The organism is Methylocaldum sp. 14B (genome assembly GCF_002005105.1).
GTDB lineage: Bacteria > Pseudomonadota > Gammaproteobacteria > Methylococcales > Methylococcaceae > Methylocaldum.
On record NZ_MSCV01000029.1, the window covers coordinates 12,201 to 25,646 of the forward strand.

7 protein-coding genes are annotated in these 13,446 nt (G+C 62.6%); 6 read left to right on the forward strand and 1 reads right to left on the reverse strand.

Annotation, left to right across the window (positions count from 1 at the left end):
* Positions 1-9: 9 nt before the first annotated feature.
* On the reverse strand, positions 10-3,036 hold the full coding sequence (locus B2A78_RS18830) for an AAA family ATPase (protein WP_077731573.1): 3,027 nt from the start codon (positions 3,034-3,036) through the stop codon (positions 10-12).
* Between the two features lie 191 nt (positions 3,037-3,227).
* On the opposite strand from B2A78_RS18830, the gene B2A78_RS25760 reads away from it, so the two are divergent.
* The 6 genes from B2A78_RS25760 to B2A78_RS18860 all read left to right on the forward strand — a co-directional run bounded on the left by B2A78_RS25760 (position 3,228) and on the right by B2A78_RS18860 (position 13,430).
* Positions 3,228-3,431: a hypothetical protein gene (locus tag B2A78_RS25760; RefSeq protein ID WP_133718519.1), complete on the forward strand. Its 204-nt coding sequence runs from the start codon at positions 3,228-3,230 to the stop codon at positions 3,429-3,431.
* A gap of 127 nt (positions 3,432-3,558) precedes the next feature.
* Complete coding sequence (locus B2A78_RS18840; RefSeq protein WP_077731575.1) at positions 3,559-4,194, forward strand: DUF3455 domain-containing protein; 636 nt, start codon at positions 3,559-3,561, stop codon at positions 4,192-4,194.
* Positions 4,195-4,289: 95 nt separating this feature from the next.
* Positions 4,290-4,469 carry a hypothetical protein gene (locus B2A78_RS18845; RefSeq protein ID WP_077731576.1) on the forward strand — a complete coding sequence of 60 codons (180 nt, stop codon included), beginning with the start codon at positions 4,290-4,292 and terminating at the stop codon, positions 4,467-4,469.
* 217 nt (positions 4,470-4,686) lie between these two features.
* Entirely contained in the window at positions 4,687-7,170 is a 2,484-nt protein-coding gene (locus tag B2A78_RS26400; RefSeq protein WP_205780831.1) for a M64 family metallopeptidase, read from the forward strand.
* A 50-nt stretch (positions 7,171-7,220) separates the two neighbouring features.
* On the forward strand, positions 7,221-10,664 hold the full coding sequence (locus B2A78_RS18855; RefSeq protein WP_143735223.1) for a DUF6603 domain-containing protein: 3,444 nt from the start codon (positions 7,221-7,223) through the stop codon (positions 10,662-10,664).
* A gap of 15 nt (positions 10,665-10,679) precedes the next feature.
* A complete protein-coding gene (locus B2A78_RS18860; RefSeq protein WP_077731579.1) occupies positions 10,680-13,430 on the forward strand; it encodes a hypothetical protein in 2,751 nt (916 codons plus the stop codon).
* Positions 13,431-13,446 lie beyond the last annotated feature (16 nt).

Sequence of the window (13,446 nt, forward strand, 5' to 3'; positions counted from 1 at the left end):
CCGGCCGGATTATGCCCCTTCTTGAACGGGCAAGGCGGTCAGCAACGACCGGCGCAGGGGATCCGTTTCTTCGAGAGAATCGGCCAGTGCACGGACGACCGCCGCGCCGCGGTTCCAGTACACGCTAGCCTCGGCCGTCCGCTCTTGCCCTTCATTTAGCTCCGCCGCCGTGAAATAGACCCGCCAGGCCGCCAACGGAACCACGGCGCCTTCGATGACGGCTAGGGCTTGCGATAGCTGGCATTCCGCCTCATTCCGATCCTGCTCCGCGATCGCGATCCGAGCCAAAAGCCGGTGCCCCAGAGCCAAAAAGTGGCGATCGCCGGGGGTGGCGGCAAGTTCGAGCAATCGCTCCGCCTCGGTGTAGGCCTGCGCGGGCTTCCCCATGGCCAGCCAGTATTCGCCCAGGCTCTCACGGAGCATCATCCGATTGCGCAAACTGAGCAACTCGCCAGCTTCGGTCATTTGGGCAAGGTACTCAAGACAACAAATCGCTTCGTGATACCGGCCCAGGGCGAGATGCGCACGGCTCCTCAAAAGCACAAAGAGCGGCACGGCATAAGCGTCCGAAGGGCGCGGGGTGGCACTTCGGCACAACGTCAGAGCGCTGCGATAGTCCAGCGCCTCCAGAGACAAGGCCGCTGCAACCAGGTGGAATAGCGACCGCGGCATTGGACTGTCGTTTTGCTCCGCCGCCGTCAGCCCTGCCGCCTGGATGCGCCTCACTTCGCCCCATCTTCCGAGATGGAGCAACGCCCAGGCGGAATAGTACTGGCCGGACATGTAATTGAAGCCGTCGCCCATTGCGCTGCCCAGGCGCAGGACCTCTTGCGCGGACCTCAGGGCACCGGGGTAATCGGCCTGATCGAGATCCATGACGGTTTGCAGCGTGCAATATAAAGCTAAGGGCATGGCATCCTGCGCCGAGCGGGCGACTTCCGCGCCATGGACGACCGCCACCCTGTCTTCCTCTCGGCATAAGCCAAACGCGAGGCGAAAAAGCGCCTGGTTGGCTACCGCGTAGGTTCTTAGCCGGTCGGCGGCAAGATCGCGACTCCGCTCGACCGCCAGATCAGCCGTGGCGATACAGCGCAAGGGATCGGAATGAAACAGCGCCAAGGTCAATGCTATCAAGCCCCCGACCTCCTGCTCCCGCCGACCTTCGGCGCCGGCCAGCGCCACCAGCCCCTCCAGGTCTTCCACCATGCAAGGCCAATCGGAGAGCACGCGATGGACCAGGGCGCGCTGCTCCATGAGTGACAGACGGCTGTCGATCCGGGCTTCGGCCGGTTGCCGGTCCACTAGCGCCAATGCACGGCCGAGGTAATTCAAGGCTTCGCGGTTGGCGAAACGCCGCGAGGACTGTTCGGCGGCGAGGCGAAGATAACCCAGAGCCTTCGAAAAATCCCTCCCCTCCTCGAAGTGCCTGGCCAACTCGGCCGCGATTTCTCCCGACCGTTCCCCGAAGGCAAGTTCCAGTCGTTTCCCCAGGCACCGATGCAATGCAATCCGGTAAGCCGGAGTCAGCCGCTGGTACAGCACTTCCGCAAACAAAGCATGGCGAAACGCGTAGTTTCCCGCCACAGTTCCATCCGGCCACTCGGCTATTCCGCTCGCCGCCCACATCGGACTACGCCGCACCAACGCTTCGCAGCAGGCCTCGACAGCCAGCGGATCTTCTTCCAATGCCGCCGCAAGAAGGGCCGCCGAGCATTCCATTCCGGCCGCACTCGCTACACCGAGCGCCTGCTGCTCTCGGGTGGACAGTCGTTCCAGCTGATGCTCGATTAGCTCTCGGATGTCATCCGGTACGCCGCGCTCTAGGTCCTCAACACCGCCTTCGATGCTCCATTCTCCCTCGGCTTGCCGAAGACGTCCGTCGGCGAGCAGGTAATCGATAAGATTCACCACGAACAAAGGGTGGCCGCCGGTACGTCGATGAATGATTCGGGCGATCTCTTCGAGAAACGGGGCTTGCGAAAACCGCCGGACGAGATAAGCGCGCAGTTCTTTCCGGGAGAAGGCGTCGATCGGCAGTTCGGCACACAGCCGACGCGCCTGTAACTCCTGCCGCACCCGTTGCAAGGGATGGTCGCGAAGCGCCGCATCGCTTGCCCTGTAGCTGACGATCACCAACAGCGCCGCCCGCTCCCGGCGTCGTCCCAGCGCGGCGAGCAGATCCAGGGTGGCATAATCGCTCCAGTGCATGTCTTCCAGAACCAGCACGAGCGGCGCTTCCGCCGACAGGGCCTCCAGCAGTTCGCAACCCTCCCGCAGCATACGCTCCCGCGTCGCCCCCAGCACTTGCCGCTGCACCTCCTCTCGTTCCTCCGCAGCGAGCAGCCTCGGCAACTGCGACAGCCAGGTGGGGGCGCAGGCACTCAACGCGGCTTTTAAGCGACTTGCATCGCCCTCACGGCCCAAGGCCTCCAGCAGCGGCAGAAATGCCTCTCCCGCCCCATAGTGCTCAATGCACTGCCCCCACATTAGCCTGTGCTCATCCCGCGCCAGCGTCTCAAGAAACATTTCAATGAAAGTCGTTTTGCCCGAGCCTGCCTCCCCGGTCAGGAAAACGATCTGCCGCCGGCCGCCTTGGGCCGTCAGCCATAACTCCTGCAAACGCCTCAGTTGCGCCTCCCGCCCCACCCATAGTTGCCCGTCCGAGGTTGCGCGAAAGGCGGGCTCACGCTGATCCCCTCCCGAGGAGACCGCTGAAGCACTGGTAACCGGGGCGATGAACCGATAGCCTCGCCGGCTGGCCGTCTCGATGAAGCGCGGCGCCTGAGCCTCATCCCCGAGCACGGCGCGGAGCTCGCGAATATACCCCCGCAACAGTCCTTCACTCACATAGGATCGACGCCACACGGCTTCGAGCAACTCTTCCTTGGTGACCAAGCTTTGCGCGTGTTCCGCCAGATAACGCAGCACGGCGAGCGCCTTCGGTCGCAAGGGTATGTGTTGCGCGCCGCAAAACAGTTTCTCATTGACCAAATCCAGCTGAAACGGAGGAAAGAAAAGGTGATGTTGGCGCGTCATTGCGGTCCGTTACCCAAAACAAAATCTGTGGAGTGTTGCGCGATGTTTACGGAAATTGCACGAGAATTCCACGGTGCCTAAACGGCACCCGGATTTAGCCGCTGATATGCTTTCGACGTGCAAGATGCAATCGCCAGAACCGTCGAAAGCTCTCGCCGCTTACCCTAGAGGGACCCGTCGAAGAGCAGTGTATGAGGCTGAAAGCTATTGTGTTTGCCGCCTTGTCCCGGCCCGGCAACGATGCTCCAGACTGCGCGGAACCAGAAAGTGCCGTAAGCGATGCTATCACGCCGCGCGGCGGTATTCGCGGCAATAGTTCACAGAACGATCGGATTGATCTCTTTTGCTTTGAGGACTCGCCGTTCAAGCCTGAGATCCGGACGGTGCATGGATGACACCGGTTTCGGCCGCGATAAGCCGGTGCAAGGATAAGAAACCGGAAAACGGCGGTTTTCGATTCTGAAAACTGCCATAGAAACGATCACTCTATAACCCGCGCCCGAAGCGCGACAGGGGAATGCCATGAAAATCGGAAATACTGCACGGAATCAGACCGCGCGTCGTATCTTGCCCATCGCCTGTGCCTCTGCTCTGGCCGGTCCGGTTTCGCTACCGGCATCAGCCTACGCCGATTTTGTCACGCCGCCATCCGTGCCTGCCGACATTCAGGTGCCGGAAGGCAACGAGCCTTTCCTCAAAGCGCACGCCTCCGGCACCCAGAACTACATCTGCCTCCCTTCGGATTCCGGCTTCGCCTGGACTTTCTTCGGGCCGCAGGCCACCCTGTTCAACCGCTATAACCAGCAGGTCATCACCCACTTCCTCAGCCCCAACCCGTTCGAGAAAGAGACCTCTCGCGTCACTTGGCAACACTCGCGGGACACGAGCACCGTCTGGGGCCAGGGAATCGCCTCCTCTTCCGACCCTGCCTTCGTCGCGCCCGACGCAATTCCCTGGCTTCTGGTCCAGGTGGTCGGCGCCCAGGACGGCCCCACCGGAGGCCACGCGCTCACGCCGACAACTTTCATCCAGCGGCTGAACACCGTTGGAGGCGTGGCACCCTCGACCGGGTGTGCCGAACCGACGGACGTGGGGCAGAAGGCGCTGGTGCCGTACAAGGCGGAGTACTTCTTTTATTCCAAACACACCGCGTACTAAAGCGGCGATCAAGATCGTTGAACAGTCGTATGCCCGGAGCGTGATGCAGGGGAACGACGGCACGGTCGGCAAAACATCATGGAGTTTGCGTTCAGATGAGCAATAAATCAGGTACGTCCAGCCAGATTATCAATCTGCCTCAGGGCGACGGGGCCTTACACGGCATCGGTGAAAAACCCACCCCCGATCTCCATACCGGCAATTTCACCGTGCCGATCGCCCTGCCGGCCGGCCACAACGGCAGAATTGTTAATGGCAGAAGGAGTACGCCATGAAAGACAGCAATACCGTAATGATCGGAACCACACGCCGAATCCCGTTCTTCGCCGGGGCCGTTGCCTCGGCCGTGCCCGCGAGCATCGGGGTGTCCAGTGCGTTGTCCTCTGATTCAGAGCGCTATCCATGGGAGAGCCAGAAACGCGACGCAGTTTCAGGGGTGACGTTTTGCCACACTCGCGCCCCCATAGACCAAACACCCAAAGGAGTCTTCCAATGTCTGCTCCCCCGCTGAAGTGGAAGGAAGGCGAAGGTTACGACATCCACCTGCTACGCGGCGGGCCTGCATCGAAGAAGTTGATCGACGCTCTGGACCTGGATGCTAGCCAGAAGTCTTCAGTCACCTTTATTCCTAACCTGGTGAGCGGTTCGGATCGACACGGCGTAGAGGTGGACGTAAGCGCAGGCATCGTAACCGCACTGGCCCACCCGGACCCAACCTTTCCCAGAGTCAACAATTTCCTTTTAACAGCCTTGTTCGCTGCTCCCGGTGGCGATAAGGAAGAAGTCGAGATCAGGGTTCACATTCACGATTCTGTGGAGGACATCTGGCTGACGCCTTCCACCCTCACGATACATGAAGGTGCCGATGAGTGCCGATTTACGGTGCTAGCTCGCTTCAATGACAAAAGTGTCGGGGACATTACGGATTGGCCTGAACTCACCTACCGAAGTTTCGACGCGGGAGTCGTGACCGTACTCGCCGGAGGGATCGTGAGGGCGGAAGTGCCTAGTGGAAGCGCGCCCATCACCGCAAATCTGGCCATTGCCTCCCTGGGCATCAACAAGACGAGCGCGCCGGCGACGGCCCTTGCGAAACCGAGCTGGGCGGAGGTCGCCAAAGCGGCGAAGGTCGAATTCGTGGCGGGAAAACGCAGACCCGACGAGCGCAACCCTTTCGGCGCCGAGCCGGATAGCATCAAGTCGGTGGTAGAGAACAGGATAAACGTTCTGTTCGTCGCCGAGGGCTTTCGCCATGATCAGAGATTCGACTTCAGGAACATTGTGAACACGATCGCTCGGGTGTTCCGAGGCGAGGAGGCGGCATTCGCATCGACCTTCCAACCTTTCAATCTGCTCAAGGATTCCATCAACTACTGGACAGTGTTCGTTCCCTCCGAGCAGGACGGCGTCAGCCTCCTTGGAAATTACGTTTATGGCGGGGAACATAGATTAACGGGAAGGTTGCTGCCTAGAGCAATTCGCCCTTCCGCCACTGCCATCATGTGGGATTTCCAGGAGCTCATCCATGAAGTCGGGCTGCCCATCAAAGCGGAAGTTCGCCGCTCACCGCCGGACATGTTAGCCGATTGGCAGAAGCTATACGGAGATCACGTTACCGAACTGCGCGTTGCCGAAGTCTCTGGCGAGATTTGGGAGACTCTCGAATCCCTTTCGCCGCTCAACGAACGCGACACGGCTTTCGGCATGACCATTGGCGTCCGACCCCACACTACGGGGACGGCAACGGACAACGTTCTTACCGAGTTGAGTACGCGCCGTACGAGCGCGGCCAAGCTTCAAGAGTTCCTCCGCAATCTAACCATCGGCGGCTACCCTATCGGTGCCAGGTGGCAAAAAGGAGGGGCGGATTCGGGTTTGGTCGGGTTCATTTGCCTGAGCGATAGGGACGGGGGAACGCAATCGCCTGACGGTTACTTTACTGCCACTACCGGTCTGTTGTCTTACGTCAATCTGAAAACGCCAGGAAATTCCGGGCTGGACATCGAGACGTATCCGGTGAGGAACAATCAACGCCATCTCTTGGCATCTATCGTCGCTCACGAACTGGGGCACGCGTTGGGACTGGGAGATGAATATGGCGATGGAAATGGCTCGCATCTACAGAACGGTGCAGAAGATTACCCATCCCTACCCAATCTGCAAGCAAAGACCGTGGTAGCTCCGCCCCTATCGGGTCCTAGTCCCCCACCCCTGTCTTTTTACGTCAACAGGATCAAATGGGCCTGGCCCAGGATCACCAAAGCAGGATTGCTCCCGCGGCCACTGGAACCATCTGATCTCACCGACAGCGGCATCCGCGTTCCGCTCCTCAAGCACCACGGCAGGCAATTCGCGGTGAACGAGGTCGTGCGGTTCAGGATATGGAAGGACTGGCGCGACCCCTCTAACGACCAGTTTGCCGGGAGCTTTTTCAGGCTGTCGGCGGTTGAGGATGACGTCGTGACCATTATTCCGGTGACAGTGAGACCAGGAAGCAACGAGGTGACGGATGAACCTATGGGCGGATTTGACCGTACTTTGTTTCTCGCCCAGTTCGATTCCAAGGAAGGCCCTTATTCGCTCATCCATCCCCGCAGGGTGAATGGCAGCGAGATCACTCTAGTAGCCGGTCCCATACTGAGACATATCGATGTGACCGACGGACCGCTGAATGCTCCGAAGGAAAACCCGCATGCAGCCTGTGCGGCGGCGGGCTATTTAGGTTCTATCGCAACGCCTACCAACCTGCCGGGGCTCTCGAAACGCCCGCGCAATAAGGCCGACATCATCGGCATCTACGAAGGCGGTTACTACCACGACTGCGGCGTCTTCCGCCCTGCCGGACGCTGCAGAATGAGAAATAGCAACACCATAACGATCCCCTTCTGCCATGTCTGCCGCTACATTCTCGTGGAAGCGGTGGATCCGACGAAGCACGGCGATCTGGATAAGCTCTACCCCGAAGTGAGCCTTTGACAGCGATGAACACACAATACGGAACGCTTCACACACTCGCAAGGCACCTGGTGTCAGCGCTGGAGCCATTGAAGGAGGCGGTTGCCGACCTGCCGGCATTCCGGACAGTGATCTACCGGCTGGGCTGGGACGTCAAATCGCTCCCTCCGGAATACGCTTCTCTCGGGGCGAAGGTGGACTCGGCGATAACGGCATTGAACAACCTGGGCGAGAGCCCGCAGCCGTCGCAAATTTTCGCTGTTCTTGGCGAGGTCACGACGCTTTATCAAGCGTTCAAGGGCATCACGAGCGCCCCCGAGGGCGTGGACGCGGCGGCGTTCTCCTCGGAAATCGGCCGGCGCCTGTTCGAACTGCTGCTAATGGATTATCTCAGTGAGGCCTTGCCGCTGACGTACTCTGCATTGCTGACGATTGGCATCATCACGGAAGAAAACGTGGATGAAACGGAAGTCCGGCCCGGCTTCCTGCTGCGCCGCTTCCAGTGGGATGAGATTCCCAAGGTGGTGACCGACCCGGCGTCGATTCCCGCCCGCGTGTATGGCTGGGGCACCGATGACCTGGACTTTCACCGCCTCACGGGTCATCTGCTGGGTATTTTCCTCGCGCTGGATTTACCGGCTTACATCGGTCGGGTTGACGAGAAATTGGGAAGCGGTTTTCAGGACCTCCCAGATTATTTCTCACCCTCGATCGAATGGGGTCTGAAGATTCCCGTGCTGCTGGACAATATCGGCGGCAAGGAAATCGAGGTCGGGCTCGCGCTGATGGAACTACCCGCACAGAACGGCAAGCCCGCAGGACTCATTCTCCAGCCTTTGGCGTCGCCCCAAATCGGGGAAAGCATCGACATTACGGACCACCTACGGCTTGAACTTCGCGCGGGCAGCGACGTTTCCAAAACCTTCGGTGTGCTGCTTAGGCCCGGCGATCTCTCTGTAAAGTTTCCATTCCAGCAAGGGGCTGTACTCCCTGACAGCGGATTTGGCGCGACTCTGCGCTACGCGCCTGAAAGCCCGGCGCTGTTGCTGGGAATGCCCGGCAAGAGTCGACTCGAACTCAAGGACCTGGCGACAATCATCAACCTTGACTCCCACGACGGTCGGTTGGAGCTTGGGCTTGAGATCGCTCCGGGAGACATGAAGTTGATCATTGCTGCGGCCGACTTGGATGGCTTCCTGGGAGAGCTGCTGGGTAACCAGGATATGACCGCGTCGCTGCCGATCATTTTCCGTTGGTCAAGTGAAACCGGGATCGGGTTCGTCGGCGGCATGGGCTTCCGTGTGAGCCTGCCGGGCAACCTACGTTGGGGGCCGACCAACCTCCAACAGATCCAACTCGCGCTGACGTCCATCAACACACCCGGCCAATCGCCCGAGCTGGCACTGGGAGTCGGGACATCGTTGTCCGGCCGTATCGGACCGGTAGCAATGTCCTTGGACAACGTCGGGCTACGGATGGTCTTTCGCTTTGCCGACGGTAATGCTGGGCCATTCGATCTCGATCTGGGCTTTCAGCCACCGTTAGGCGTGGGCCTCTCGATCGACGCCCAAGGCGTCCTCACCGGCGGCGGCTTCCTGTTCCACGACCCCGCGCGGCAGCTCTACGCCGGCGCCATGCAGCTCTCGCTGCACGATGAAATCACGCTGAACGCCTTCGGGCTCATCGCGACCCGGCTGCCCGACGGCCGCCCCGGCTACTCGATGCTCATCTTCATCACCGCCGACGGCTTCAAGCCGGTTCCCCTGGGCTTCGGCTTCGTGCTGCAAAGCATCGGCGGCATGGTGGGCATCAACCGCACCTTCGATCACGAGGTGCTCAGGGCCGGGCTGAAAACCGATATGCTGCGCACGCTGCTGTTCCCGCGCGATCCCGTGGCCAATGCGCCGGCGCTGATCCAGGCCCTGTCGGCCGCGTTCCCGGCCAAACCGGGCAGTTACCTGCTCGGCCTGATGGCGCGCATCACCTGGTTCACGCCCCCCCTGGTACAGATGGACCTGGCGCTGATCCGGGAGCTCGGCGCGCGCGAGCGGCTGCTGGTGCTCGGGCGCGCCAGCGCATTGCTGCCGTCGGCCGACAACGACCTGATCCGTCTGAACATGGACGCGCTGGGCGTGCTGGACTTCGACGCCGGCACGCTGGAAGCCGACGCGGTGCTGGTCGATTCCAGGCTGGTGCACAAGTTCCCGATCACCGGCTCGGCCGCGCTGCGGGCGCGCTGGCCGGCGGGCGGCGGCGGGCTGGCGGGGTCCCATTTCGTGCTGGCGGTGGGTGGGCTGAATCCCCGGTTTGCCGCGCCGGCCGGCTTCCCGACGCTAGACCGGGTCGCCATCGCCTTGTCCTCGGGGGAGAATCCCCGGCTGATCTGCGATGCTTATTTCGCGATCACCCCCAATACCGTGCAATTCGGCGCGCGCGCCTCGCTTTATGCCAAAGGTGCCGGTTTCACCGTCACAGGGGACCTCGGCTTCGACGCCCTGGTGACGATCGTCCCGCCGCACTTCATCGTGGATTTCCATGCCCTGGTGCAGTTGAAGTACAAGTCGCGCAATCTGTTCAAGGTCGCGCTCGACGGCACCCTGGAAGGCCCGCTGCCGTTGCGGATTGCCGCCAAGGCGAAGTTCAAGATCCTGTGGTTCAGCTTTACGGTGCGCTTCGCGTTCACCCTCGCCGACGGCTCGGCCTCGCGGTCGATAGCGGCAATATCTCTGGAGACCGAACTGGAGAAGGCGCTCACCGACCCGGCGAACTGGAGCACGCGGCGGGCACCCGGCGTCGTCCACGGCGTGGCCCTGCGCAGCCTGCCGGCGAATGCGGGCCTGGTGCTCGACCCCTTGGGCCAACTGGTCGTACAGCAGCAGGTCGTGCCGCTGAACACCCATCGGGACATCGATACCTACGGCGGCGCGCCGATCGCCGGGCGCCGCCGGTTCACGGCCGCCGCCTCGCTGAACGGAAAGGCCGGCACACCGGTGACCGGGGCGTTCGCGCCGGCGCGCTATTTCACGATGAGCGACGACGAGAAGCTGGCCGCACCTTCGTTCGAGGAGATGGACGCGGGATTCGTGGTAGGCGACACCGATGCGACGTTCGATGAGAACGCCGTCGCGGCATCGGGACTGAATTACGAACCGATCACCGTGAATCCATCGTCGGCAGCGGAAACCGCCGGCATTGCGGCTTCCTTTGCCGCACTCCCGGCCACGCAGCTCTATACGATGCCGCTGGCCGCATTCCAGGCCCAGCGCTCGAGCGGAGCCGCAGCGCGGGCGCCGGTGCGGCATGTCGGCCGCGCGCGGTTCCGCAATACCGCCGTGACGCCCGCGGCCACTCTCTCCGCTCCCCGCTGGCGGATCATCCGGGCGAGCGACGGCGCGCCGGCGCCCTTGGATCCCGGGGTGAATTCCTGGAGCGACTGCCGCGCCGCGCTCGCCGACCTGAACCGCGGCGGCGTCCGCTGGCTGATGGTCCCCGCCCACGAACTCGAAGCCTTGTAAAGGAGCCAAGTCACCGTGTCCAACGCAAACCTGTATTTCCTGCCCTGGGTGCGGCAGGGCGCCGCCTCCGCCATCGACGCCGAACAGAAAACCGGGATCGCCAGTGTCAATGTGATGCTCACGCTGGATGCCAAGACGGTTCCGGTTTCGGTAAAGTTGCGCGGCCCGGCGGACGTGATCGGGATCGACGCCAACCAGGTCGTTCGCACCGACCCCCGGCCGGGTTCGAACGACTTCGAGCCGAACTGCTTTCCGTCGATCGAGTTCGACCGCCCGGACTTTCCATGGCTGTTCACGCCGGCAAAAGCCCTCGCCGACAACCGGCTGCGGCCATGGCTGTGCCTCGTGGTGGTACGGAAACAAGCCGGCGTGAGTTTGAACAGTGCGGCCGACGCGCCGCTGCCCGTTTTGACGATCGCCGCACCGGCGCGGCCATGGGTCGAACTCCCGGACCTGAACGAATCCTGGGCCTGGGCGCATGCCCAGGTGGCCGCGGACGACGGCAGCAAAGATGCCATTCGGGGGGCCTTGCAAGGTTCGCCGGAGCTGTCGCTTTCGAGGCTGCTGTGTCCGCGCATCCTGGCGCCCGACAACGACTACATCGCCTGCGTGGTTCCCGCTTTCGAACTGGGCCGGAAAGCCGGGCTAGGCATACCCATCGAGAAAACGGAATACGAGACGCCGGCGCCGGCCTGGTCGATACCGCCCGAACCGCCGACCGAGTACGGACCGACCCGGCTGCCCGTTTATTACCATTGGGAATTCCGTTCGGGCCAGCCGGGCGATTTCGAGTCGATCGCCAGGAATCTGAAGGCCGATGTGCCGGACGGTCTCGGCAAGCGCAGGATCGACATCAGCCAGCCCTTTCCCGAGTCGGGCGCGACGGAGGTGGAACTCGAAGGCGCGCTGCTGCCGATCTCGCCGCCCGGCGGCTCGCCGGCCCCGGCCCCCGTTCCGCAGCCGTTCAGGGACAATCTCGCCAAGACCGTCAACGGCAGCATCACCGGACCGGACTCCGACCCCGTGCTCGCCCCCCCCATCTACGGCCGCTGGTACACCAAGGACGCAACGGTCGATCCAGCGGGCGCAACCTGGCTCGATCAGCTCAATGTCGATCCGCGCTGGCGTATCGCCGCCGCCTTCGGAACCCGCGTCGTTCAGGAGCACCAGGAAGCGCTGATGGCCTCGGCGTGGGAACAGGCCGCCGAATCGGCGGTCGCCAACCAGCGTTTGCGCCAGATCCAGCTGAGCCTCGCCGTGGGCGAGAGCCTGCACGCTCGCCATCTCTCCAAGTTCACCGAGGAAAGAATGCTGCGCATCACGGCGCCCGCCTTCGCCCGCTTGCGAGTCTCCCGGCAACAGGATGTTTCGGGGCTGGCCGCAAGCGCGGCCGCGACGGCGGAACCGTCGCTGCTAGCCGAACAGGCCCGTTCCGCATTGCCGGTAGCGGCAAACCGCCCGGCGATGCGCCGCATCGGACGCCAGCGCGGCCCGCTGACCCGCCGCGTCGCTGCCCAGAATTACCAGCGCAACGCCAAAGACACCTGGGTGGCCCGCCTCAACAATATGCCGGGGGACACCCCTCCGATCCAGCCGCCGCAGCCGCCGCAGCAGGACTTTTGCCCGATACCGGGGAGCCTGCCGGTCGAGTATCTCGGGCTCGAGGGGGCCCAACCCCAGAAGAACGGATCGTACTTCGGCGCATTCTTCGTCTCGCCCGAAAACACCCCCGTGCTGTCGCCGGGCACGCCGCTGCTGAAGCAGGACCGGACCGAGGTTCCCGGCTTTTTCCGCAAGGCGGCGCAGGAACATCTGAATCGCTTCCCCGCCCCACGCACCGCCTCTGCCGAACTACGGCTCCCGATGCAGGCCATCACTATCCCGGTGCTCGCACAGACCATCCCGCGGGAAACGCTGCCGGCCCTGGTCAAGGCGATCATGTCGACCGGAGACAACGTGCTCGCGCCGGCGGAGACCGACGGGGTGGATACAGTCATGATGGCGCCGCACTTCCCGCAGCCCATGTACGAAACGCTGCGCGACCTGTCGCAGGAACTGCTGCTGCCGGGAATCGACAAGGTCAGGCCGGAGACGGTTGTCGGCCTGGAGACGAATCGGCGGTTCATCGAGGCCTACCTGGTCGGGCTCAATCATGAAATGGCCCGCGAGCTGCTGTGGCGGGGTTACCCGACCGATCAGCGCGGCACCTATTTCGACCGGTTCTGGAGCATCGGGCACCCGGATATCACCGCCCTGCACACCTGGAGCGTCATCGATTCGGCGACCGGGAAAATGAGGCCGCTGGGCGATCTCGCCTTCGGCGCGCCTCCGGACGCCAATCCGTTCGTCATGCTGCTGCGCAGCAGCCTGCTGCAGCGCTATCCCAACGCGTCGGTCTTCATGGTTCGCTCGATGCATCCGGGGTCGCCCCCCGACCCCCTGGCGTTCCAGCCCGACCCGGCGGCGCCCGAGCTGCTGCCCATCTTCAGCGGCTTCATGCAGCCGGATGTGTTCATTTTAGGTTTTGATGTCTCTCCGGACGAGGCCGGCGGCGATCCAGGCTACTACGTAGTCATTCAGGAGCATCCCACCGAACCGCGCTTCGGCATCGATGCGGATCGAACGCGAGACAGCAGCCATCTCAGCCTCGGCGATCTCGGCCTCGATGCCGCTCCGCCCGCGCACGCCGCGCAAACCGCCGCCGCCACGCGCCGGCTTCCGGTACGCATCGCCATTCACGCCAAACGGCTCATCATGCCGGCCTGACCCACGGACTCACACC

Bases quoted from the DNA above. Each gene is read 5' to 3' on its own strand.
- B2A78_RS18830 (WP_077731573.1), bottom strand. From the start codon at position 3,036: ATGACGCGCCAACATCACCTTTTCTTTCCTCCGTTTCAGCTGGATTTG.
- B2A78_RS25760 (WP_133718519.1), top strand. From the start codon at position 3,228: ATGAGGCTGAAAGCTATTGTGTTTGCCGCCTTGTCCCGGCCCGGCAAC.
- B2A78_RS18840 (WP_077731575.1), top strand. From the start codon at position 3,559: ATGAAAATCGGAAATACTGCACGGAATCAGACCGCGCGTCGTATCTTG.
- B2A78_RS18845 (WP_077731576.1), top strand. From the start codon at position 4,290: ATGAGCAATAAATCAGGTACGTCCAGCCAGATTATCAATCTGCCTCAG.
- B2A78_RS26400 (WP_205780831.1), top strand. From the start codon at position 4,687: ATGTCTGCTCCCCCGCTGAAGTGGAAGGAAGGCGAAGGTTACGACATC.